The 24,373-nt window shown below is 39.7% G+C and carries 18 protein-coding genes and 1 pseudogene; 16 read left to right on the top strand and 3 right to left on the bottom strand.

All coding sequences use genetic code 11. The annotated features are described in order from the left end of the window. Positions 1-104: 104 nt before the first annotated feature. The 7 genes from L3Q70_RS19345 (at position 105) to L3Q70_RS19375 (ending at position 7,247) form a co-directional block, all read left to right on the top strand. Positions 105-1,112, top strand: a complete 1,008-nt coding sequence (locus L3Q70_RS19345) for a LacI family DNA-binding transcriptional regulator (RefSeq protein WP_237115383.1) — start codon at positions 105-107, stop codon at positions 1,110-1,112. Then, entirely contained in the window at positions 1,109-2,329 is a 1,221-nt protein-coding gene (locus tag L3Q70_RS19350) for a glycosyltransferase (RefSeq protein ID WP_237115384.1), read from the top strand. Before L3Q70_RS19345 ends, L3Q70_RS19350 begins: the two co-directional genes overlap by 4 nt. A gap of 149 nt (positions 2,330-2,478) precedes the next feature. Further along, entirely contained in the window at positions 2,479-3,705 is a 1,227-nt protein-coding gene (locus L3Q70_RS19355; RefSeq protein ID WP_083515266.1) for a threonine/serine exporter family protein, read from the top strand. Positions 3,706-3,926: 221 nt separating this feature from the next. Beyond that, positions 3,927-4,550, top strand: coding sequence for a LysE family translocator (locus L3Q70_RS19360; RefSeq protein ID WP_237115385.1), 624 nt, complete (start codon positions 3,927-3,929; stop codon positions 4,548-4,550). A gap of 24 nt (positions 4,551-4,574) precedes the next feature. Then, positions 4,575-4,967 carry a hypothetical protein gene (locus L3Q70_RS19365; protein WP_062567594.1) on the top strand — a complete coding sequence of 131 codons (393 nt, stop codon included), beginning with the start codon at positions 4,575-4,577 and terminating at the stop codon, positions 4,965-4,967. 208 nt (positions 4,968-5,175) lie between these two features. Then, positions 5,176-6,594, top strand: a complete 1,419-nt coding sequence (locus L3Q70_RS19370; RefSeq protein WP_237115386.1) for a serine hydrolase domain-containing protein — start codon at positions 5,176-5,178, stop codon at positions 6,592-6,594. A 353-nt stretch (positions 6,595-6,947) separates the two neighbouring features. Next, the gene (locus L3Q70_RS19375; protein ID WP_062567596.1) at positions 6,948-7,247 is read left to right on the top strand and encodes a hypothetical protein; all 300 of its coding nucleotides are present in this window, start codon (positions 6,948-6,950) and stop codon (positions 7,245-7,247) included. A 138-nt stretch (positions 7,248-7,385) separates the two neighbouring features. Here L3Q70_RS19375 and L3Q70_RS19380 read toward each other — a convergent pair. Further along, positions 7,386-7,584 (bottom strand): annotated as a pseudogene (locus tag L3Q70_RS19380) (IS256 family transposase); the annotation flags it as partial. Positions 7,585-7,658: 74 nt separating this feature from the next. On the opposite strand from L3Q70_RS19380, the gene L3Q70_RS19385 reads away from it, so the two are divergent. From L3Q70_RS19385 to L3Q70_RS19400, 4 genes are all read left to right on the top strand, one after another. Next, complete coding sequence (locus L3Q70_RS19385) at positions 7,659-8,462, top strand: helix-turn-helix transcriptional regulator (RefSeq protein WP_237115387.1); 804 nt, start codon at positions 7,659-7,661, stop codon at positions 8,460-8,462. 87 nt (positions 8,463-8,549) lie between these two features. Further along, positions 8,550-9,809, top strand: a complete 1,260-nt coding sequence (tyrS, locus tag L3Q70_RS19390; protein WP_237115388.1) for a tyrosine--tRNA ligase — start codon at positions 8,550-8,552, stop codon at positions 9,807-9,809. A 535-nt stretch (positions 9,810-10,344) separates the two neighbouring features. Next, positions 10,345-12,906 (top strand): TonB-dependent receptor, encoded by a 2,562-nt coding sequence (locus L3Q70_RS19395; RefSeq protein ID WP_237115389.1) that lies wholly within the window; start codon positions 10,345-10,347, stop codon positions 12,904-12,906. A gap of 194 nt (positions 12,907-13,100) precedes the next feature. After that, positions 13,101-14,516, top strand: coding sequence for a TonB family protein (locus tag L3Q70_RS19400; RefSeq protein ID WP_237115390.1), 1,416 nt, complete (start codon positions 13,101-13,103; stop codon positions 14,514-14,516). Here the strand turns inward: L3Q70_RS19400 and L3Q70_RS19405 are convergent. Continuing rightward, positions 14,509-16,626: a winged helix-turn-helix domain-containing protein gene (locus tag L3Q70_RS19405; protein WP_237115391.1), complete on the bottom strand. Its 2,118-nt coding sequence runs from the start codon at positions 16,624-16,626 to the stop codon at positions 14,509-14,511. The genes L3Q70_RS19400 and L3Q70_RS19405 overlap by 8 nt on opposite strands. A gap of 155 nt (positions 16,627-16,781) precedes the next feature. Here L3Q70_RS19405 and L3Q70_RS19410 point away from each other — a divergent pair, with 155 nt between their 5' ends. From L3Q70_RS19410 to L3Q70_RS19430, 5 genes are all read left to right on the top strand, one after another. Then, positions 16,782-19,403 carry a TonB-dependent receptor gene (locus L3Q70_RS19410; RefSeq protein ID WP_237115392.1) on the top strand — a complete coding sequence of 874 codons (2,622 nt, stop codon included), beginning with the start codon at positions 16,782-16,784 and terminating at the stop codon, positions 19,401-19,403. Positions 19,404-19,474: 71 nt separating this feature from the next. Beyond that, the gene (locus L3Q70_RS19415) at positions 19,475-21,523 is read left to right on the top strand and encodes a S9 family peptidase (protein WP_237115393.1); all 2,049 of its coding nucleotides are present in this window, start codon (positions 19,475-19,477) and stop codon (positions 21,521-21,523) included. A 116-nt stretch (positions 21,524-21,639) separates the two neighbouring features. After that, the gene (locus L3Q70_RS19420) at positions 21,640-21,873 is read left to right on the top strand and encodes a multiheme c-type cytochrome (protein WP_062567602.1); all 234 of its coding nucleotides are present in this window, start codon (positions 21,640-21,642) and stop codon (positions 21,871-21,873) included. 254 nt (positions 21,874-22,127) lie between these two features. After that, positions 22,128-22,586, top strand: a complete 459-nt coding sequence (locus L3Q70_RS19425; RefSeq protein WP_237115394.1) for a hypothetical protein — start codon at positions 22,128-22,130, stop codon at positions 22,584-22,586. 422 nt (positions 22,587-23,008) lie between these two features. Further along, positions 23,009-23,482: a hypothetical protein gene (locus L3Q70_RS19430; RefSeq protein ID WP_062567604.1), complete on the top strand. Its 474-nt coding sequence runs from the start codon at positions 23,009-23,011 to the stop codon at positions 23,480-23,482. A 408-nt stretch (positions 23,483-23,890) separates the two neighbouring features. On the opposite strand, the gene L3Q70_RS19435 is transcribed toward L3Q70_RS19430, so the two are convergent. Continuing rightward, positions 23,891-24,301: a hypothetical protein gene (locus tag L3Q70_RS19435; protein WP_062567605.1), complete on the bottom strand. Its 411-nt coding sequence runs from the start codon at positions 24,299-24,301 to the stop codon at positions 23,891-23,893. Between the last annotated feature and the right edge of the window lie 72 nt (positions 24,302-24,373).

The following is a 24,373-nucleotide window of genomic DNA, read 5'->3' on the forward strand; positions in this document are numbered from 1 at the left end:
CAATTCATAAAGAGTTTCGACTCTTTTAGCTGCCAATCAGTGACTTAAACCTGAAAATTACGCTAAAATAAGCGTACTCTTTTCACTACTTCTCGCTAAATATAATGATTAAAAAAACAGGCAAAGTCACGATTTGGGATGTTGCTAAAGAAGCTCAAGTATCCAAATCTACCGTGTCTTTAGTCCTAACAAACAGTGATAAGGTCAGTAAAAAAAGTAAGGATAAAGTACTTAGCGCAATTGAAAAGCTGGGGTATGTATACAATCGTGATGCAGCGGCACTGAGAAGTAAACGCTCAAACTTGGTTGCCCTTGTCATTAATGACTTAACGAACCCCTATTCTGCGCAACTGGCAGTGGGCCTTGAAAAGCATATTTTAGCTTTAGGTATGTTGCCTATGTTGGTTAACATTGCTGAGGATGTTGAAAGGCAAAAACAGGTTGTAAAAACATTAAAAGAATACAATGTCGCTGCCTTTATAATGTGTCCGGCTCCAGGCACTGAGCAAAGCTGGCAAGATGAGCTAATAGAAAGCGGGTTTCCTGTTATTAATATTATGCGTGAAATCCCATTTTCGGCAGCCCCTTGTATTCTGCCGGATAATAAAAAAGGCACGCATGTAGCCACCTCCCATATTCTGTCACAGGGTATTGATGACATTGCTTTTTTAGGTGGAACTAGTGAAATATCTGATTACCATGAACGATTAAGCGGCTTTTTATCGGCTTTAAAACAATTTAACATTCATGATAAAAAATGCGTCATTGAAGCCCCCACCAATCGCCAAGGTGGACGCGAAGCATTCGATAAATTGATTACGCAAGCACCCAGTACGCAAGCAATTATTTGTTTTAATGACGTGATCGCATACGGCGTTATTGAAGCTATGCGCCAACATGGCCTTGAGCCTGGAAAAGACATCAAGGTCGTTGGCTTTGACGATCTTGAAGACTCACGCTTGATGCTGCCTTCTTTATCAACCATTGCTATCAATGCCGATGAAATAGGCAAAAGAACCTGCCAAGTACTCAACGAATTGCTCAATCAGTCGACTCCCCCTGTTCGAACCTTGGTGGACATCAACCTACAAATAAGAGACTCAAGTAAATGAAAAAAGTGTTAGTGATCGGCTATGTGTGGCCTGAGCCAAATTCCTCAGCAGCCGGCACACATATGATGTCGTTATTGCGGGCTTTTCGCAGTGAAGGTTGGCAGGTTGAATTTGCAAGCCCTGCACAAAAAACAGAACACATGGTCGACCTCAGTGATGATGGCATTAGTACACAGGTTATTGCACTAAATTGCTCAAGTTTTGATGACTATGTGCAATCTTATAATCCCGATATTGTGATGTTTGACCGTTTTATGATGGAAGAACAATTTGGCTGGCGTATTGATAAATACTGCCCTAACGCTCTGAAAATTCTCGACACTGAAGACCTTCAATGTTTAAGAAACGCCCGCCACGAAGCACATAAAGCAGGGCGCGAATTTACCACAGCAGATTTACACAGCGATATTGCAAAACGTGAGATTGCCGCCATCTTGCGCTCTGACATTAGTTTGATCATTTCACACTTTGAAATCCAGTTACTGAATGACGTATTCAACGTTGATGCAGCCTTGCTCCATCACCTCCCCTTTTTAGTTGATTTAACAACATTGCCCCTGACCACTAAATCATTCAGTGAGCGCAAACATTTTATGACGATAGGTAATTTTCGTCATGCGCCAAATTGGGATGCTGTTTTGTACTTACAACAGATTTGGCCGCTTATTCGAAAACAATTGCCTGATGCCGAATTACATATTTACGGCTCTTATCCACCACCCAAAGCAACGGCACTTAATAATCCAAAAACAGGCTTTTTAATTAAAGGCTGGGCTGAAGATGCCTATAAAGTAATGGAAGAGGCTAAAGTGTGCTTATCGCCACTACGTTTTGGGGCTGGGATCAAAGGTAAATTACTTGAAGCGATGATTATGCAAACACCGAGTGTCACCACCCCAATTGGCAGTGAAGGTATGCACAAAGATGAACCTTGGCCGGGTGCCCTATGCGAAAGTACCGAGCAGTTTGCCGACGCAGCGGTTGCACTTTACAAAAGCGAAGCGCAATTTACTCAAGCCCAACAACATGGTCAGCAGTTACTGCAAAAATATTATGATAAATCAAAGCTTCAAACTCAATTAATCGCTAAAATAAAGGCTGTGAGTGAATCTCTTATTAGCCATAGGCAAGCAAATTTCACGGGGCAAATGCTGAAACATCACACTATGCGTTCAACACAATATATGGCGCAATGGATTGAGGCAAAAAATAAGTAAATTCCTCTTAAATATTACTAGACATAGTGGCGTTTGCCGCTAAAATCGCGCTGGAAAATTTAACCGATATTGTCTTTAGCAATGACTATATCTTATTGAAATTTGGTCTATCCTTAACTGAACAATTTAACCTTTGGTTCAAAACACCTTTGAAAAACGCAACGTTTACTGAAAAACGAAAATTTATCGTTAAGCTGGGTAAAATGCTCCATAAATATGGCACACCTGCTTACCGACTTGAAGCACACCTAATGGAAGTTGCTACATACCTTGGGCTCAAGTCTTCCTTTGTTATGTCGCCCACATCCGTTACTTTTGTGATCTGGACAGACGGCCACGAAGAAGAATACACCCATGTTGCACGTGTAGATCCTGGCGATCACGATTTAGGCTCGCTGGCTGATACCGATGACTTAGTAAACAAAATGCTCAATGGCGAGTTAACATTACAAGAGGTTGATAAACAGCTCGACATTATTTACACCATGCCTAACCCGTACAACAAATTTACCACAGGTGTCGCGTTTGCAACCTCTGGCGGTGCATTTGCAATGTTAATGGGCACCAGCTGGAATGATGTATTTTGGTCAGCATTACTCACGCTCATTGTTTATTTATTTGTACTTTGGTCAACACGTTCTAAACGTGTCGCTCATATGCTCGAACCATTAGTTGCAATCGTTTCAGCAATTTTAGCCTGTGCAATTAGTGTCTATCTTGATGCCGAAATAAACATACGCTTAGTGGTGCTTTCTGCCATTATTGTGTTTATACCTGGGCTTGCCCTTGCCCTTGGGCTCGCTGAACTTGCAGCAAGACACTTAGTATCTGGCACTGCAAGGGTGATGGACTCCTTTATGCTGTTATTTAAGCTTTATTTTGGTGCTTTTATAGGGATTGGAATTGGCTTTGCCCTCTTTGGACAAACAGACTTTATACAACCTGAGCCATTACCCAAGTGGACAGCTTGGCTGGCTATTTTTATGCTGTGTAGCAGCCTAATTGTCATTTTTAGAACTAAAATTAAACATGCCGTTTGGTCTATTGCCTCTGGCTTCATTGCTTATGGAACCAGTATCGGCTCGGCAATGTACCTAGATTACACATTAGGTACTTTTGTGGGTGCACTTGCTGTGGGTGTGTTTAGTAATTTATTTAACCGTGTAGCAAATGCGCCTGCTTCTATTGTTGCTATGCAAGGCTTAATTGTATTGGTTCCGGGCAGTAAAACTTATATTGGTCTTAACTCATTAATTGAGGGTCAAGATTTCGTATATGCTGATCACATAGGTCAACAAACCTTTTTGATCTTCATGTCGCTCGTGGCAGGCCTTATATTCGCAAACGTTGCGTTGCCACCGAAAAAGAGCTTGTAACACTATTGAGCCCTGGGTTCCCTAGGGCTTTTTGCCAAAAACAACTCATCAATATCAATACGAATAAAGGTTAAAAATTCTTTCCCCCAATCGAGTGCTTCTTTACATTAGTCCATATTACTAGTTTACAAAAGCAGCATTCAATGAAAGTATAAATAAAGTACACATCGTCTTTAAAGATATAGTTATTTGCTTTATTTGCCATGTAACAAGGAGGTTTCATGTTCCCAATCGAGGTTTTTGTAACTTATACACTTGCTTGCTTATTGCTCGTTATCTCTCCTGGGCCAGATAATTTACTCGCGATTGGACGAGGATTAAGTCAAGGTCGAATGGCGGCGGTTATGTCGGGAGTGTCTTCTGGTGCGGGTATTTTATTTCATGTTATTGCCGCTACTTTTGGCCTGACGCTGTTAATTCAAACCTCTGAAGTCGCATTTTATGCCGTAAAACTAGTTGGTGCCGCTTACCTAATTTGGTTAGGTGTAAAAGTGCTACGTACGAAAAACCTCTTTTCATTAGAGCCTGCTAAGAAGCAATCTCTAACAACTATCTTTTCTACCGGCTTTCTTTCAGCTGCATTAAACCCCAAACCTGGGATCTTTGTTCTGGCATTTGTACCCCAGTTTGTGAACCCTAACTTGGGTTCAGTAACGATTCAAATGATTGGTTATGGAGTTTGGTTTGCGATATTAACAGCAATTGGCTTTAGCCTGATGGGTGTTTTTTCATCGCAACTCTTTAAATGGTTGAAAGATAAACCCAAGCTAGTCTCAGGGCTAAATATTGGGGCTGGGGTCACGTTTGTTTCTTCAGGGCTCGCTGTCGCATTTATGAAACAGTGATAAACAATTGGTAAGGAGTTAAAAATGAAATGTCCTGAGGATGGTCAACCATTAAAAGCTGATGAAGCTGAAGCGCATACGGGTTATGGATGTGCATCATGCAAAGGAGCCTGGCTACCCAAAAGTTACGTTCAATCCATTAAATTCACTAAAGAATTTGATCCAAAAGATTTTTTTAGTGCATTATCAATCTCTAAAAGCCAAACGAGCAACAACCAATGTCCCATGAATTGTGGCGCTTTACGTTCAACGAATAATCTTAGCTACTGCCCTTCTTGTCTAGGCGTTTGGTTCAAGCATAAAGCACTTAGAAAGATGCTTAACAACTACCAAACAAAAAGAGATAACGCAAACTCCGCCGATACGCCAATTATGGCTGAAGGTATTTTTTCTTTACTTGGGGCACTGTTTAAATAGCAGCATAGTATGCAGTAAGTTCGCGTAGATAGATTTTTAAAAAGCATCAATAAATCATTAATTTAGCATCTCCATATTATTGGTAATAACTAGCAGTTTTTGCACTTAATGAACGCCAAAATTAGTTCTTGCCGCATAAAAGTAGTGGACGAAGATAAAACAACTAACACTATCTCCACTCTGTCTTTTCATCAGCAAAGGAATTTCAATGAAAACGTTTTTATTAATCATAACCACATTACTTTATTCTCTCCCCTCATTAGCGAATAAAGCGTTAGCTCCCACATTCATCAACGTATTTAATGAAGGCCCGCGCCTTGAGGTCATTGATTATGTTTCTAATAATATGTCTGAAAATGTAATAGAAAGGTTTGGTATTGATGCGCATGTAGGCGACTTTCTAAACTCCCAAAATACCTATGGCAAGCTCAAGCTAATAAAGGTTTTACCACCCGAAGGTAACAATGAAATAGTCGAAGTTATATCCAGCAACAATAAGCTAAAATATAACCTAATTATCAATAAAGAAGAGAACCCTCCTCATAAATTTAATTATTTCACATTACAAGACCCTGAATCGCAGGAAATACCTAAACAGCCGATTTCTAAGCAAGAACTAAAAAAAGCACTGTCTAGCTTTATAAATAACCTAGCTGCTAAAGATGCTTTTTCAGGCTCTGTCTTAGTCGCTAAAGGTCGTGACATCATTTATCAAGACGCTGTTGGCTATGCAAATCGAACATGGAATGAAAAAAATAAAATAGATACACGATTTGCCTTAGGCTCAATCAACAAAATGTTCACTGCAATTGCGGCATTACAGCTAATCGAGCAAGGGAAATTAAAATTTGAAGATAAGCTAATCCAGTATGTTGATAAGAGCTGGCTACCCAAAGAACACGCTGATTTGATCACTATCAGGCAGCTCATGACACATACATCAGGATTAGGAAACTTTTTTAACGACGAATTTAATCAAAGTAATAAAGAAATATACAGAGATCTAGCTGCATACAAGCCACTCATATCAAAGAGCGAACTGCTATTCAAGCCAGGTACACGAAACCGCTATAGTAACTCGGGAATGTTAATGCTTGGCTTAGTTATCGAAAAAGTCTCTGGTGAAAGTTATTACGAATATGTTCAAAAAAATATTTACAATAAAGCAAATATGCCTAATTCAGGAAGTTTCGAGCTTGATTCGGTAACAAATAACTTAGCATCTGGTTATTTAAAAAGATCGTATAGCGACCACTGGGTAGACAGCCGTTACACCAGAGCGGTTAAAGGCAGCCCCGCAGGTGGCGGTTTTTCTACTCTCGAAGATTTACATAACTTTTCTCTGGCTCTAACCGAGTTTAAATTACTCAGTAAAGCTTTTACCGAAGACGCTTACTCTGAGAAGACACAATATAACTCTGCTTTTTGGTATGGCTATGGTTTTTCTGTAAGTGGCGAGCCTAACAATCGTAAAGTAGGACACGGCGGTGCCTATTTAGGGGTTGATGCGCGTTTAGATATTCATCTTGATAGTGGATTCATTGTCGTCATACTAGCAAACCAATCAGATGTGGTCGCCCCAGTGAGAAGAAAAATTGACGAGTTAATCAACCGTTATAATCTATAAGCCCAAACGATACATTTAACTGAAACGACTAAAGGAAGACTTGGATATTGCAAAATTAGAAGCTATCTTAATTTTTATTCTGGATTAGCTGTTTACACAGTAAAAATAAATCGAACACTTCGCTTGTGACGATAGCTCATTTACATTTGAGATAGAAAAACAATTTTAGTCATATCCTTACTGCTACAAGCTTGCAATCAGGATGTATTAATAAAATTACTGAACATTACACTGAGCCCAAGGAAGTTAAGTTTGTTGTAAAACATTTTCATCATCTAGCAAACTTGGAAACAACGCCTAACAAGTTAAGCAGTAATAATTTAGTAAGCTGAAGAATTCAGAGAGGTAAAATAATGAGTAAAGCAAAACTTCCTGTAGCCTGGATTGAGAATCAGCCCCCTATTCAGCCAGGATTATATTTTGTAGCTGTTAGGTATGAAACTGGGTTTGGTTCTTATGATTATATGGATTGGGATGGCGAGAAATGGGAAAAAGATAAATCTATAAAAGTTGTTGGTTGGGTTGCCTTGTGTGACTTTTTAAAATTAATTGATGCTGGTTGGCCTTTAAGTGATGATCAAGATTCAGAATTAAAAGACTCGCTTAAAAAATATAAAGCTAACGACGATAAAGGTTTTGTCGAATTTAAGTAAGCTTTACTCATATTATCAATATATAATACCAAATGCTTGGCTAAGTATTCATTTTTCGCCAAATATAGCCAAGCACTTTCTGCAAATTTAGTGGATATTAAGTTGAGGGGGTTCAAAATTCTGTATCAGCTTAAATTGCTAAATATCTAGCACAGCATCTAACCTACCTTCGAAGTGGATGGCTAATTGAAAAATGTAAGATTCCAGCTATGGATTGGCATTGTCCACTCCTTTGAAGCGTTCAATATGTCCACATACATAATTTCATCAAACTATTTTCATTGGGAAATGCGCCCTTTGTTTTAGTGAGCTTTCTAAATTGGCGATGCACAGCCTCATAACACCAGTCACTTTTAAAAATACTCCTCCCTGCGTTATGATGTACCGAGCGCATTATTACCTCTTAATCTCATGATAGAAAAAACATTTAATTCGTTACTCGCCGCTTCCATTTCGGCAATTAATTCAGCCACGTTTACGCCTAAGTTAGTGGCTTTTATCAATCATATTGTAAATTTTGATTGTGCTGTTATAACGGGTTTAAGAGGTAATAAACATCCTATTTATTTGTATGACTCAATTAAAGAGTCACGTGAGCTACTTTTTGAGCGCTACTTAACGGCATCGTTTCGTGATGATCCCTTTTATCAGATGATTTTAAGCAACAAAAAACAAGGGGTTCATTCTTTAAAGGATATCATTAACAATAAAGCTAAAATCACCTCAACCGATTACTCACTTTTTTACTTACAAACAGGTTGGCAAGATGAGCTTTGCCTCGTTATTGAGATAGAGCCTGATCGCTGGGTCATTATTTACTTAGGTAAAACCAAAAAAGACCATGTATTTACTCGTGAAGATATAAACACATTAAAGTCACACTTCTGTCTAATTCAGTCACTATGTCAGCAACATTGGCTACAAGCAGAATTTCTTCTCGCTGAATCTTTATTGCAACCTGCGCTTCACACTGAGAAAAAACGCGAATTAATTAAGCGTGCTCTATTCACTTTTGGTCAGCACTTACTTACAAAACGTGAAAAACAAATCGTAACCTTAATTATTCAAGGCCTTGATAGCCAAGAAATAGCAACCCAGCTTGGTGTATCTGAAGGCACTGTTAAAAACCACCGAAAACGCATCTATGCAAAGTTACACGTGGCTTCATTAAGTGAACTTTTCCAACTTTTCTTAAACCACCTCATTACGCAATAAAGCTAAAACTGTCCCTTTTGAGATATACAAATCGCTGTTGTCTATTCGTACTCTGTCAATCTGATAGTAAAAATGAAGACAAGACAGATGACACTTATTCAACAATTAAATGATCGCGGGCTAATTGCTCAAGCCAGTAATCTCGAACAGATGCAGCAGCAACTCAATGATGCACCTCAAACTGTGTACTGTGGTTTCGACCCAACAGCGGGAAGCCTTCACATTGGTCATTTAGTACCACTTATTATGCTTAAGCGCTTTCAAGACGCGGGTCATCAAGCAATTGCGCTTATAGGTGGCGCTACAGGTATGATTGGCGATCCGAGCTTCAAAGCTAATGAGCGCAACTTAAATAGCGAGCAGATAGTCACTGACTGGGTTAAGGCATTAACAAGCCAAATTCAAAATTTATTATCACCTCATTTAGATAAACCCTTACTAACGGTTAACAATGCTGATTGGATAAAGGAAATAGATGTCATCACTTTTTTCCGTGATGTAGGCAAGCACTTTTCTGTCAATAATATGATTAACCGCGAGTCAGTAAAACAACGTCTGCACCGCGCTCAGCAAGGTATTTCGTTTACTGAATTTAGTTATTCTTTGCTACAGGCTTACGACTACGCACAGCTAAATCGTCAGTATGGTTGTAGTATACAAATTGGTGGTAACGATCAATGGGGTAATATTGTCAGTGGCATTGATCTTACTCGCAGGCAAAATAGCGCTCAAGTCTTTGGCTTAACCTTGCCGTTAATTACAAAATCAGATGGCACTAAATTTGGAAAAACAGAAGGAGGCGCGATTTGGCTTGATGCAACAAAAACGTCTCCTTATGCTTTTTACCAATTTTGGTTATCAACAAGCGATGCTGATGTTTACACGCTTTTGCGTTATTACACCTTTTTAAGCTGTGAAGACATTAATGCAATTGAACAACGAGACAAAGCAAGTACAGCTAAACCTGAAGCACAGCTGATCCTCGCAGCAGAAATGACACGCTTTGTTCATGGTGAAAAAGGACTTAAAAGTGCACAGCGCATAACACACGCTTTATTTACAGGTCATGTTCAGCAGTTGAGTTTAAGTGAGCTAAAACAATTAGAACTCGATGGTATGCCTTGCATAGCAAGTGCAACGCAAAACGTGTTAGCGTTATTAGTAGAGGCAGGCTTAGCTAAATCAAAGCGTATTGCACGGGAGCTAATAGACAGTAACGCCATTAGTGTCAATGGCAATAAAGTAACCTCAGATAATCAAGAGCTTGATTTTGGGTTATTTGATCACTATTGGCTAATCCAACGTGGTAAAAAACACTTTTGCTTAATTAAGCGACAAGGTGCCTAGTAGCCTTCACTAAAATGCGGATAAACGTGCCTAAAGCACATTTGTTCGCATCGCCACAGCGCTGTTATTTTTCAAACTACCTGCACATGTTTACTCACAAGCGCCACATTCATAAAGAACTGTTAATAATTGCGAGTTCAAATAGCGAACATTTGCACACTTTTTCCTCTATAAGTTATGAATCGTGTGCTTATTTTTACCTTAAAATTAATAAGTAAATTTAACTTATTAAAGAAACGAAACTTTTTAAAAATTAAAAACACCGTAAATTCAATAAAATAAAACTAAAATACCATTTAATTTAATCTATTTTTAACATTTCACAACTTTTCATTCAGATTCAAGACTCCCTTGCATTTAAAAGCGTTTAATAGCCTCTCAAACTTAAAATGACAGCGCTGCCTAAAAGCAGAGCAAGAAAAATAAGCAACCATTAAGTTGCGTTAGTTTGACAACAATTCAGTGTTATGTGCATTCACATAAGTACAAACACAAATGATAAGACAACAGTTCGAATTCAAGGGGATCGACGACAATGTTAAGCTTGAACAAAAATAAATTAAGTTTAGCTATCAGCTTGTCAATGGTGGGTGCGGGTATCAGTTTACCTGTATTTGCTAATGAGGCAGATAAAGCTACCACCGATGAAGTAGAAGTTATTCAAGTCCGCGGTATTCGCGGCAGCGTTGTAAAATCACTCAATACAAAACGCTATGCAAACTCAATTGTAGATGCCGTTACATCAGAAGATATTGGTAAGTTTCCTGATCAAAATGTTGCCGAATCGCTACAACGTATAACGGGTGTATCAATGAGTCGTGCGTTTGGTGAAGGTGAGCGTATTAGTATTCGTGGTACCTCAGAAAACCAAAACCGTACTTTATTAAATGGCCAAGCGGTTGGCTCTGCAGATTGGTGGGTCGATTCATCAGCAAGCAGGGGCTTTAACTATACGATGCTTCCTTCTGAAATAGTATCTGGTCTTGAAGTCTATAAATCACCTGAAGCCGACATTGATGAAGGTTCAATCGGTGGTACAGTAATTGTTAGAACACGCAAACCTCTCGATCTCGAAGCAAATAAAATAGCAGGCTCAGTGCTGATGCAACACAGCGAGGTTTCTGGCGAAACAGACCCACAACTTGCAGGCCTTTACAGCTGGAAAAATGACAACGAAACATTTGGTGCACTTGTCTCTGTTTTTAAACAAAAACGTAATCTTCGTCGCGATGGTATTGAAGCATGGAGTTGGACACACCGTGATGTAACCCTAGAAGATGGCTCTGTTATTGAAGATGTGTACACACCTGGTGGTGGTGGTTCAGCCATGTTCACCCAAGAAAGAATCAGAACAGGTTTCAATTTAACACTTCAATACCGCCCAACAGACGATATTGATATTACCTTCAATGCACTTGATTCAACCATGAAGGCCAATAATGCCAACCAAAACTTCCTTTGGTTACCTGGCTATGGTGGTTCACAATACACGTCTTTAGATGTTGTTGATCATGACAAAGTGGGTCGCTTCGCCCAAGCTGGTACCTTTGGTTTATCTGAAACTGGAAATAATGTTCTTGATGAAACAAAAGTTCGTAATTCAGAGCTAAAAACCAATTCATACGATATTAAACTGGTTCATGAAGGCGAAATGTGGAAATCGTCTTACCACATTGGTGTAACAGAAGGTTCAGGAGGAACTCAAACAGACCGAAGCGTTGGCTGGGAAGGTAACACTGTACATAGTTACAACGCGGCAAACACTGAAAGTATTGAAACAAGTTACGCCAACGATCCTGCCGATGGTAATTTATGGAATTTAGGCTTTTTACGTTACGACTCAAATGATGCACTCGATAAAGAATACTATGCGCAAACAGATTTTGAGCGTGCAATTGATGTTGCAGTATTCAGTAAAATTAAGTTCGGTGTTAAATACCGTGATCACAAGCGTGAAAATGTTCGCTTGCAGTCACAAACTCGCACAGATCTAAACTGGAGCCTAGCCGACTATTCAAACCCTGCACCAAGCGATTTCTTATCGGATATTGGATCAAGCGGTACATTGCGTGATTATGCCATGACGGATCTTGGAAAAGTACGCCGTGATGGTGATGCCCTCGATTGGCAATATAACCTATTGTTCGATAGTAACTTTGCAATAGAAGAAAACATCTTCGCAGGTTATGTGAAAGCAGATATCGATGTTGAAGGTATGCGTGGTAATGTGGGTGTGCGTTTAGTTGAAACCAAACAAACCACAGGTGCTTATGTAGGGCCTGCTGATGCTAAAGTGTGGCAAGAAGAAGAAACCAGTTACTTTGATATTCTTCCAAGCTTAAACTTAGCAATTGACTTAAATGACGACATGTTACTTCGTATTGGCGCTGCACGTGTTATGACGCGCCCAGACTACGCCGCGATGACGAATGCCACAACCTATAACACAGAAACTCGTGTAGGTACGGGTGGTAACTCAAATATCGACCCATACCGTGCAACACAATTTGATGTTGGCTACGAGTGGTATTTCGCTGATGCAGGCATTTTTTCAGCCGCTCTGTTCTATAAAGATTTACAGTCTACTTTAGGCAATAACACTCAAACCGAAATATTTGACGGTGTGGAAATTGAAATAAGCCGTCCGATTAATGGTCCGTCAGGCACATTAAAGGGAATAGAGCTTGGTTTCCAAACAGAAATAACCGAAGGGTTTGGGGTCGCGGCTAACTACACATTTGTGGATGGAGAATCAAAAGACTTAGAAGGCAACGATGTGCTTATTCCTGGTATTTCTGAGCATACGTATAACATCAGCACTTACTACGAAACTGAACGTTTTGGCGGTCGAATTTCTTATAACTTCCGTACTGGTTACGACACAGGTCGTGCATGGCCTGGTTATCAAGATGATTACGGCCAAGTTGATGCCACTTTTAACTTTAATATCACTGAAAACATCACCGCTGTTTTCGAAGCAACCAACCTAACAGATGAGCATACCTTCAGCTATCAAGAGGAAGGCGTTAAGCAAGCACTTACAGGCGTATATGCTGACGGGCGTCGCTTTTCTGCTGGGGTTCGTTTCAATTTCTAGTCGACACACTTGCTAACACAGGTATCCGACTATCGCCATGGATGGTGAGCCTCAATGCCCTGAGGTCTTTGAGCGGTGGACTTTGTTCACCGCTTTTTTATTGATTAAATAGCATGTGTTGTTCTAGCAATCATGGCTAAAACAAGTACAATCAACGACTAAAGAGCTTTTAAGAATCTTAAAATAAATTACCAGTGTCGCTCATAACCACTCACCCAAAAGATGCAAAACGTGCAACTCGAACCATGCAACTATTTGCATGGCTGGTCACTTATGCTCTTTTATCTTGTAGTGTAAAAGCCGATCTTCTCGATGCCACCTTAGCTTATCATCAAGGCGATTATAACAAAGCTCAGCAGCAGTTTTACGAGCTTGCTCAGTTAGGTAATGTAGATGCGATATATAATATTGGTGTTATGTATTTACATGGTCAAGGCCGTGAGAAAAACCCAGCCAAAGCCTATGCGTGGTTTAATTTAGCCGCAGATTTTGGCCTAGAAGAAGCACGCGATACTGCAAGGCTTATCGCCAAACAAAGTGAACAACAACACCAAGCATTTGAAGATGCATACGCAGCCTTGTTAACGAATATTAGTTATGAAAAGTATGATCAAGAACTGCGCCCAGAACTAACTGCAGAGCCTGTGCATGAACAAAGTGTGTATCGTAGCTATACCGTTGAACCAACCTACCCCGAACACGCCTACAACAATGGTTTAGAGGGTTGGGTTTGGTTAGAGTTTGATATTGATAAAAACGGCGCTGTTGGCGATATTACACTCGTAGACTCTTACCCTAAAAATACGTTTGACAAGCCTCTCATAAATGCCGTCAAACGTTGGCAATATAACGCGCCTAACGAGATAGAGCACGCATATTATAATCGCTCTTTGCTTTATCACTTTACAACCTTCAAAGGTGAGCAATACCAGCAAAGTTTTCAGCGTCAGCAAAAAAGTTACCAAAGTGAAATAAGTGAACTAATAGATGCAGCCGAACAAGGCAATGCGCTAGTTCAATACTATATTGCTAATTGGTTAAGCTCTGATAAGTACAATGCGAGTAAGTTATTGAAATATCATTGGCAAAAAGACACCGCCAGTAGTGAGTTATTACTTGCCTCAGCTCGCAATGGTTACGCTAATTCTCAATACCGAATAGGCGCTAATTTGCTGCGCGGTGATTATGGTCGAGTAGACAGACAAAAAGGCTTAAATTGGGTTTTATTAGCCGCGCAAAATGGTTTTGCTAATGCTCAATATCGCCTTGGTCGTGAGTTATTAAACAAACAGTATGTTGATTATGCGCCTAACAAAGCACGAAAATGGTTAATTGCGGCAGCCGCACAAGGCCACTTTAGAGCTAAGCGCGATTTAGCAGCACTTCTTTTTGAATTAAACGAACCCGCCGCTAATATTCAACAGGCATTAGATGATGCATTAAAACTAGATAAAAGCCATCCACAACTATTGTTGCTACAGGCCAAACTCCAACAACAACAAAAACAAATCGAACAAGCTAAGTTCTCTGCACAAGCTGCGCTTAATGAAGCACGCGACAGAAACTGGAGTACTCAAGCCATTTCAGCCTTTTTAACGGTACTTAATTAACCACTTGATGTAACAAAATATCAGTTTCAATACCATCAACCTGACTAAACACCAATTGTGCTCCATCCACAGAGCTACTCATTGTCAAACTAACTCCTATGTCTAACCCATAAGCACCTAGCTTTTTAATAAATATATTTTCTTGAGAAGCAATAACATAACAATACAAAGATAACTGATGGCCTTCACGAAGAATATAATACATCCCTCCGTCAAATAACGCCGGCTTATATAAACTAAGTGATGGCAACAGTTGTGATAAGGGAATATGTTGTTCTAAAGCTGCTGACAGATAAACACGCAATGTGTGCTCATAGTTAATGTAAGACGGATTCAATTGCCACAGAGGCTGAGCTGGCGATAACCTTCGGGGTGTCACATTATTTGCCTTTAATGAGTTACTGCTCAGTTGCAAATCATACTGCCAATCTTGCCATTCACCCTGCTGCGATTTTGCTTGATAAAAAATAGTTTGGCTATCATCAGACCAACGAACCGCATTCAATTGCTCAAAGCCTGAAATAACGGGGACCAATCGGCGTGAAAAAGAATTTATTAAATACACATTTTGTCTTTCATCTAGCAACAATAATGTATCGCCATTAGGCGAAAATTGCAGGTATTTTGGCGTAATATGGCTGGGTAATTGAGCCACTCGATTGGCTCCTTTTCGGCGTTGATGTTTAATCCAAATCTCTGCTTGAGAATACCGAGTAACACCGGGGCGCTGTACAGAAATAAATGCAACCTGCTCACCATTGCTTGATACGGTAGGCATGAAGTCCATACGGGTTGAAGAGGCAAGCTGAGTGGTTTTATCGACACTTATTCCGTCACTGTCTTTATGTAAACTGAGTTGATAGGCATTTATTTGCGCTAACCCCTCTGCATGGGCAACGTCGCCATTAACAGGGTTTACATCTAAACTGGCAATAAACCCCATAGGTTTATGTAATGAGTGTTTTTCCCCTTGCAATGTGCTGCGCATCAGTTCATCTTCCACTGACCAAATGTGTTTTGCAAACGCGCCATAGATGGGCTGTTGTTTATACTGCTGACGACTAATAATGCGCTGCTCACTCAGGTTATACAAATTCACTTCGCTTAGTGTGTACCAAATGCCCTGCTTTTCAACAATCAGCATTTTTCCTTCGGCACTTATATCAAACGCGAGAGGTTTAAACTCCCCTATCAAGGTTGTATCTTGCACTCTAACTTTATCACCCAAACTCAGCGTGTATTTCATCAAACGGGGCTGGTTGTCGTGCCAAACAATACCAAAAAGTGCATCTGGCTTATACCACTTGAGCCGTGTGGGAGCGCTACTGGGCTGGCACTGTGTTAAGGTATACTCTGGGCTCAAACGCCATGTTTCAATCGCGTTATTAACGCCTATTATGCGAATATCACAGCGTAACGGATCATAACGATAATATGCCAACCACTGACCATCCGGTGACCATACCGGTGCTTCTTCGGAATAACCTGAGCTTTTAATATTATGAACTGTTTGGCTTTGTTGATCGAATACAGCTAAGTCAAACTGATTTTGTAATTCGTTTGACTGACTAAAGGCTAAATATCGCCCATCTGGGGAGTAACGTAAAAAAGCCTCAGTGCCTGGTGCAGATGTTACGCGAGCACGGTAATTAAACTCTGTCGGTTTGCCCTTTGCCGTGAATAAATACTGTAAAAATAAAGTGCTAATTACACCTACAACAATACCTGTGACGCCAAACAACGCCATCTTTTTTGGCGAATGTTGACGAGCCTTATCAAACAGTGTTGGCGGTTCACTCACATTGGCAATGAGCTGATAGCCGATGCGAGGAATCGTTCTAATAATTTGCGGTGGAGACTTATTGTCATGAAGGCTTTTTCGAAGTTGAGTGACCAATTGACTAACCGAGTTATCACTGACGATCACATCTCCCCATAGCGCATCCATAATCTGTTCTCGTGAAACAGCTTCGCCCTGTTTTTTTAATAACAAAGACAACAAGGCTAATTGCCTAGACTCTACATCAACCCATTCGTTCTGTATTTTTATTTTCAGGCTCACAAAGTCAACGATGACATCGTTAAGCATTACTTTTTGTTGGGTTGACATCGACATTTGTTCAATTGTTACACAGGTTAATCTATGGTTAAATTAATCGAGAAAGCGTAAAATATAAATAAGGTACAGACAACAAGCAACAAACTCTTGATTTTATTATCATGAGGCAACTTGAAGAACACATTAACCGCTTTATTGGATTTGGCATGGCTTTAATAACGCTCAATTTTATTAACATTTTTACCTATATTGGTTTTATTTTACTTGTATTTAGTTCAACGTACAGCGTTGCTCAAACAAGTGATAAAGAAAAGAACGCTTTAGAAACCATTCAAATTAGGGGTTTTCATGACAGCGCTGTCAAGTCACTCCATAATAAACGAAATAGCCAATCAATTATAGATACTATTAGCGCACAAGATATCGGTAAATTTCCTGATAAAAATGTCGCAGAGGCACTCCAACGTGTGACCGGTATTTCATTATCACGTATTCAAGGTGAAGGTGAGCGAGTGGGTGTTAGAGGAACAACGCCAGAGCAAAACCGTACTTATTTAAATGGTCAATCAATTGCATCAGCCGATTGGTGGATTTCATCGCAACCCAACAGGGGGTTTAACTATACCTTATTGCCCGCTGATTTAGTTGCCTCACTCGAAGTCTATAAAACACCACAAGCGGACCATGATGAAGGCTCATTAGGGGGAGCGGTTAACATAAAAACCATGCGCCCTCTGACAACACCGAATAAGCACTTTGTGATAAATACTCAACTGCAGTATAACGACCTATCAGGTGAGTTTGATCCACAACTAGCGAGTTTCTATAACTGGAAAAATAGTACACAGAGTACTGGCTTACTACTTACTTTTAGTCGCAATGAGCGCTCATTACGTCGTGATGGCCTAGAGTCGTGGGGGTGGCACGAACAAAACTACACCTTGAATGATGATAACAGCCTCTCCCCTGTAGACAGGCTAGCCGATATAAATCGAGTTTGGACGCCTGGCGGTGGTGGGTCGGCGCTCTTTAAGCAACGTCGAATTCTTACCACTGCAACATTTGCTTTTGAGCACCAACTTAATTTTGATTGGAATATTCAACTAAATGGCTTGTATTCAGTGCTTGATGCCGACAATAGTAACCAGAACTTTTTATGGCAACCAAGTAGCGTTTTTGCCAGAGGAGGTCGTATTCATGACGCTGAAATCATTAACAATACATTGGCTTTTGCTCGTTATAGCAAAGTCACTGATATAAATAGACCTTATAGCACTGCAATGGAAGCTATTTGGCGAAAATCACAAATCGACACAAGCAGTATACAGTTGGTCGCATCGCAACAGGCTGATTTGTGGCATAATACTTATCAATTAGGCTTTACTCATGGCGGTGGAGGCTCAAAGCAAGACTATACCTCTCAATTCTCAGCGAATACGGCGTTTAGTGTCGACACACGGCAACAACAAAATATCATTGCTAATTATGCCATTTCACCCCTTGATGCCGCACAATGGCAACTCACCGAGGCCAGAAACGACAGTCAAGATTCCACTGATCAAGAGCTTTATATACAAACTGACTTTGAACGTGCCGTTGATCATTCAATTATTTCTTCTATAAAATTTGGCGTAAAATATCGCGATCATCAACGTGACTTTATTCGCTTACGCTCAATTAATGGCTCATACGATCAACTAACAGAGCAACTTGCTTGGACACTTGCTGATTTTCCTGCTGCTATACCACATGATTTTTTAACCGGTATTGGTAATCAGCACACTTTAAAAAACTATAGCTATGTTGATATCAACTTACTTGCAAAGCAATTTAATACACTTAATTTTGTACAGCAGGAAGAAAAAGCCAGTCGTTTTGATATACAAGAAAGAACGACTGCGGGCTATGTTAAGCTCAATTTAAATGGCGATACATACAACGCAAACCTTGGGCTACGAGTTGTTAATACTCGCCAAGATAGCGCTGCTTATGCTCGCATCGCATCGCCTATTGAGCTTCCGGACAGCTACCAATGGCAAACCCACTATAAAAATTACACAGACTTACTGCCCAGTATAAACCTCAACATTGATATTACCGATGATGTGATTTCTCGCTTTAGTGTAGCCAGAGTCATGTCTCGCCCGCAATATAATCACTTAATGCCTTCTACCAACTACAATGTCACCCAAGCACAAGGCCAAGGCGGTAACCCTGATTTAGACCCTTACAGAGCCAATCAATTTGATGCGAGCCTTGAATGGTACTTTGCTGATGCAGGGTTATTGTCTGCTGCTTTATTTAATAAAGATGTTGAGTCATTTATTGAATTTAACCGTGGTGTTGAAGTGCATGAAAACATTGCTATGACAATAGACAGACCAATCAATGGCAGTGGTGGTACGATTCGTGGTTTTGAACTCGGTTATCAACAAGAACTATTTTATGGTTTCGGGTTAATTGCAAATTATACCTTTGTTGATGGCGAAAGAAGTAAACGTAATAATGCCAGCCTTAACGCCATTCCTGGTACTTCAAAACATACTATAAACTTAACTAGCTACTACGAAAACGAACGCTTTAGTGGCCGTTTAGCATATAATTATCGCACTGACTTTGCGACTGGCGTGGGTGAAACCATCATGGAAAACTTCGGGCAGTTGGACGGTAATTTAACCATAAAACTAAACAAACAATTCGATATTATTGTTGATGCAATAAACCTTAGCAACGAAACAACCTACACATATGAACGTAATCAGTATGCTCCTACGGGCATCTATAAGAATGGCCGACGGTTTTATTTAGGTATTCGTTACAGCCACTGATCGCATTTGTTACTAATGCGATTCCACACTGCTATAATCACCGCAGAACATAACAAGCGAAGGGAACTACTATGCTAAAAACTGCTTTAGCCTTAGCCGTTGGTCTTTCAAGTACACTTGCTACTGCCAACGACACAATTACAATTGACGACATTCCAACAATACAATCAGTTATCCAAACAAGCGTAAGCCCTGATGGTGACTCGGTTGCGTTTACCCGCTCAGTGCCACGTACACTGTACAAAGATGAAAATGGTCGTAATTACAGCGAACTTTACATTGTTGATGACGAAGGCGTTGAGCGTCCGTACGTTACAGGTAACGTTAACATCGGTAGCATTCAATGGTCTAAAGATAGCAAAACCATTTATTTTCTTGCTAAATTAAACGATGAAAAATTCACTTCACTGTATCAAATACCCGTTGACGGTGGTCAAGCTCAAAAAGTAATGTCTTTAAAAGACACATCAATATCAAGTTACGAGCTAAGCCCTGACAATCAAAAAGTTGCTATTTTAGCACTCCCTGCCAAAGATAAGTCTGAAAAAGAGCTAAAGAAATTAGGCTTTATGGCAGAAGTATATGAGCTTGGTCTTGATAATAAACAGCTTTTCATTGTTAGTCTGGCAAAAACAGACACGCCATTAAAGCCAACGGCATTAAACGTTAGTGATTATGTTAGTGATATGAATTGGTCAGCTAACGGTGAAAAACTACTTGTTAAAACTCAACCAACTGCTCTTATTGATGACAAATACACCAAGTCAATGTGGCGTTTATATGATGTTGCAAATGACCAAGTAACCTTATCTTTTAAAACCGAAGGTAAGTTAGGCGATGCTGAGTTATCTGCTGATGGTAAATATATCGCGATTTTAGGTGCTGAGGATAAGCATGATCCAGCTACTGGCCGCTTATTTATTGCTGATACAAAAACGGCTGAAATCACAGAGTGGCTACCAAACTTTATGGGCCATATCGTTGATTTTGAATGGTCTCATAAACGCAATACATTAAACTTCATCGCCAATGTTGGTACAGAAAGCTTTGTTGCAAGTATTAAAACGGGCAGTAAAAAATATAAAAAAATCATTGAAGAAGGTCGCTTTATTGCCAGCAACTTAAGTGTGTCTGATTCAGATAAAACCTTAACTGTACGCGCGAATACAGCAAAACATCCAAATGAAGTGTTTATTATCCGTGGTAATAAAGCAACCCGTTTAACTGATTCTAACCCTTGGTTAAATGATAAACGCTTTGCCAAACAAGAGACTATCTCACTTAAAGCACGTGATGGTGTCGATATAGAAGGTATATTGGTTTACCCTCTTGATTATAAAGAAGGTACCCGATACCCACTTATTATGTCTGTCCATGGTGGGCCTGAAAGCCATGATAAAAATGGTTGGGTAACCAATTATTCTCGCCCAGGCCAAATGGGAGCCGCGCGTGGTTATGCGGTTTTCTATCCTAACTACCGTGGTTCAACAGGTAAGGGGGTTGATTACTCAAAACTAGGCCAAAACGACTATGCAGGCAAAGAATTTGACGATTTGGTCGATTTTAAAAATCACCTTGTAGAAATGGGACTTGTTGATACAAAACGTGTTGGTATCACAGGTGGCTCATACGGTGGTTATGCCTCAGCGTGGGGGGCAACAAAGCTGACTGAACACTTTGCAGCAAGTGTGATGTTTGTGGGTGTATCTAACCAACTTTCAAAATTTGGCACAACAGATATTTCTAATGAAATGAATCTGGTTCACGCACGCTCATATCCTTGGGATAAATGGCAATGGTATTTAGAGCGCAGCCCTATTTACTGGGCGGGCCAATCTAAAACACCACTGCTTATCATGCATGGTAAAGAGGATCCACGTGTACACCCTGCTCAATCAATGGAACTTTACCGTTACATGAAAGTACAAGGCAAAGATGTACGCTTAGTCTACTACCCAGGTGAAGGGCATGGTAACCGTAAGGTTGCCGCTCAGTACGATTACAGCCTCCGTCTAATGCGTTGGATGGACAACTACTTAATACAGGGCAATAAAAACATGCCTGAATTTGAGATTGACCATGCAGCTAAACTAAAGGCCGCAAAAGATACAGATAAATAATCTAAACGCCTTGCTTTAAAAGCAAGGCGTTTTTCTTTTTGTCATTGGCTTTACTTACACTCTAAAACTAATATAACTGATTAAAAGTGTGGGCAAAAAGTAAAAGGAGTTATTGAATGGTGCGTGTAGTATGCTTTTTTATTGGATTGACTATATTCAATTTACAGGCCGAACCAGAGTGCGCAAACTGCCACCAAAGCCAAGTACAAGATTGGCAGTCTTCGCACCATTTTCATGCAACGGAAAAAGCCACTGCCACGACTGTGCTCGGTAATTTCAACGACCAAACCCTCGAATACGAAGGCCAGCAAGCGCGTCTCTACACAGTAAAATGTACAATGCCGACGTAACCTGTATACAAAGCCAACATTATCAGAACAGGAATGCGTTATCTTATCGATGAATATTTTGGCATAGCTATCTGCGCATGGCCCTGAGCAAAATGCAATTTATATACAAGCGGGTTCAAGATGGTAATGAAAACCCTTTGCTCATGACTCAAACCATCTCAATTTAGAGTATAAATATTGACCTTGTTGAATTCGCTGCTATTATCAAATACTAATAATTATTAACTAATATCAAAGGCTCAGGGATTGAACTAATGCACAGCATAGCCTCAACTAAATATTATCCATACGCAGATTTTAAGCCCCACGGCCTTGTTGAGTTTTATCAACGTCAAAATACACTTTTTACAACCGCAGTCGGCCCATTCAATGAAGAGATTATTGATGCCTTGTCATTTACTCAACACACTTATATTGAAAAAATCATCGCAGAGCATGGTGACTGGTGTGAATTAGTTGAGTTTGAAAACTCGTGCATGGCAACGCCTAGTGCCCTTGAAAAACTAATGATGTATTTAGCTGATTTAAAACGCCAGAATAGTGCACCGAAGAAAACAGCCTTTATCATAAAAGAGGGGCTTGAAGGTGGAAACCTGCTGAGTAATACATACTGCAATTTATATAAAAAAACGGGTATGACTATGCAGATATTTAAATCTAAAACAGCTGCGCTGAACTGGTTATCAAGCGAGACAACCACTGCAATAGCTTAGTTATTTAGCACATGTTTTTCTTCATCACGCAAAGTTAATACTTCCACTCCTCATGCATCACGGCTAGTATGCTCTCGCTGGGCAGAAAGTTTTTTACTTCTCGTAGCAACTATCCAGCCACTCAGCTTTAATTTAACTATTTCTCACTTTACAAAACACTTCGTGCAGCTCATCACTCATTTTTAAAGTGCCTTCAATGCGGGCAAAATACTCATGCACAAATCACATATGACAAGATCCAAAAAGAAAAGTAAGAACTTTTCATTACTTACAGGTTGAAATAGTAAGTTTAACTCAGGCTTTTCTCTATAAGTTAAAAAAATTCATCTATCAGGTTTATTTTAATCGTTTGTCGATTTAGAGGGATTACTCTAAAGTTAACTCATCAGCAAACGATGCTGCGATTAACGAGGAAACTAATCATGGTTAAACCACTTTTAAAACGACTTGCTCTTAGCTCATTACTAACATGTTCAGCTTTTGCAATCGCTGAGCAAAGTGACTATAAACTGATGGTAATTAACGACTCAGATTCATCGCAAGCAATTATGCAAGGCCAATACGACGCGGTGTTAAATAGCACAGCGCAAGCAACTGATTTAAATAGTCAATATGAACTTGCATTCAATCGTTGCGCAGCAAGCGTGAAATCTAAAAATTTCAGCCACGCGGAATCTTTGTGTACCGAAGCTATCAAGCTTCTAAATAAAAGCGAAGTACGCGGCTATAAACGTCGAGAGCTTACATCATTCGCTTTAAGTAACCGTGGTATAGCACGCATTATGTCGAAAAACGACACAGCTGCACTATCAGATTTTTATGAAGCGGTAAAAATGTCGGGTAATGATTTAGTTAATCACAACCTCAACCGCGCTAAGAAAAACTTAGCACTTTAATCAAATTGTTGTCACAAAAAGCCTAGTTTGTGTGTTCTCTTGGCTTTTTTATATCCGAAGTCATTGCATACGCGGTGACTCAACCATATTGTTGTCGAAAGCTTAGTTTGTGTGTTCTCTAAGCTTTTTTATTCCGAGTCATTGCACACGCAGTGACTCAACCACATTGTTGTCGAAAGCTTAGCTTGTGTGTTCTCTAAGCTTTTTTATTCCGAGTCACTGCATAAGCGGTGACTCAATCATATTGTTGTCAAAAGGCCCAGCTTGTGTGTTCGCTGGGCTTTTTTATTTCTAGCGCATTTAAATTTTATTAATAAAAGTTTTCATTAAAAATCATTAATATGAAAATAAGAAAAATGAACTTACCCTATTTAATTAGGTTAAGAGCATTTAAACTAGTTTATAAAATCACACTACATACTTCACATCTTCATCACGCATTAAATATAAAGTAAAACAGGCTGCCCACATTGGCCATGCAGCAAAGAAAAGTAAATTATTAAATCCATCTATATATTGAGCATACGAAGAAAGTGTGGATGCGCCGTGTAATAAAAAGATTAAACCGTAAGTGATTTTTTTCTTAAACCCCACTACAAAAGCAAACACTAAAATTATTTGCAAACTTCCTAGAATATAAGCAACTGTATCTGTTGAGCCGCTCAATCCATAGAAGTGTTCAAACACAATTGCACTGTGACTTGGATTTACAAATTTATCCAAACTCCACATTAACATAACCACAAATACGCCCAAACGTAATGATAAAAGCGACCATTGCAAGCGATTTTGTGTATCCGATGTAGTTGATTGAATCATTATTTTTTCCTTTGAACTATTCACGCTTAAAAACAACAAGACCGAAAATAAAAAGAAACATTACAAAAATAA

Origin of the sequence: Pseudoalteromonas sp. CF6-2, assembly GCF_021729425.1 — a bacterium.
Lineage (GTDB): Bacteria > Pseudomonadota > Gammaproteobacteria > Enterobacterales > Alteromonadaceae > Pseudoalteromonas > Pseudoalteromonas arabiensis.

Excerpts from the sequence above, each read along its gene's own strand:
- L3Q70_RS19350 (WP_237115384.1), top strand. The coding sequence starts at position 1,109 with ATGAAAAAAGTGTTAGTGATCGGCTATGTGTGGCCTGAGCCAAATTCC.
- L3Q70_RS19430 (WP_062567604.1), top strand. The coding sequence starts at position 23,009 with ATGGTTAAACCACTTTTAAAACGACTTGCTCTTAGCTCATTACTAACA.
- tyrS (WP_237115388.1), top strand. The coding sequence starts at position 8,550 with ATGACACTTATTCAACAATTAAATGATCGCGGGCTAATTGCTCAAGCC.
- L3Q70_RS19420 (WP_062567602.1), top strand. The coding sequence starts at position 21,640 with ATGGTGCGTGTAGTATGCTTTTTTATTGGATTGACTATATTCAATTTA.
- L3Q70_RS19425 (WP_237115394.1), top strand. The coding sequence starts at position 22,128 with ATGCACAGCATAGCCTCAACTAAATATTATCCATACGCAGATTTTAAG.
- L3Q70_RS19345 (WP_237115383.1), top strand. The coding sequence starts at position 105 with ATGATTAAAAAAACAGGCAAAGTCACGATTTGGGATGTTGCTAAAGAA.
- L3Q70_RS19360 (WP_237115385.1), top strand. The coding sequence starts at position 3,927 with ATGTTCCCAATCGAGGTTTTTGTAACTTATACACTTGCTTGCTTATTG.
- L3Q70_RS19395 (WP_237115389.1), top strand. The coding sequence starts at position 10,345 with ATGTTAAGCTTGAACAAAAATAAATTAAGTTTAGCTATCAGCTTGTCA.
- L3Q70_RS19415 (WP_237115393.1), top strand. The coding sequence starts at position 19,475 with ATGCTAAAAACTGCTTTAGCCTTAGCCGTTGGTCTTTCAAGTACACTT.
- L3Q70_RS19375 (WP_062567596.1), top strand. The coding sequence starts at position 6,948 with ATGAGTAAAGCAAAACTTCCTGTAGCCTGGATTGAGAATCAGCCCCCT.
- L3Q70_RS19435 (WP_062567605.1), bottom strand. The coding sequence starts at position 24,301 with ATGATTCAATCAACTACATCGGATACACAAAATCGCTTGCAATGGTCG.
- L3Q70_RS19410 (WP_237115392.1), top strand. The coding sequence starts at position 16,782 with ATGGCTTTAATAACGCTCAATTTTATTAACATTTTTACCTATATTGGT.
- L3Q70_RS19365 (WP_062567594.1), top strand. The coding sequence starts at position 4,575 with ATGAAATGTCCTGAGGATGGTCAACCATTAAAAGCTGATGAAGCTGAA.
- L3Q70_RS19385 (WP_237115387.1), top strand. The coding sequence starts at position 7,659 with ATGATAGAAAAAACATTTAATTCGTTACTCGCCGCTTCCATTTCGGCA.
- L3Q70_RS19370 (WP_237115386.1), top strand. The coding sequence starts at position 5,176 with ATGAAAACGTTTTTATTAATCATAACCACATTACTTTATTCTCTCCCC.
- L3Q70_RS19405 (WP_237115391.1), bottom strand. The coding sequence starts at position 16,626 with ATGTCAACCCAACAAAAAGTAATGCTTAACGATGTCATCGTTGACTTT.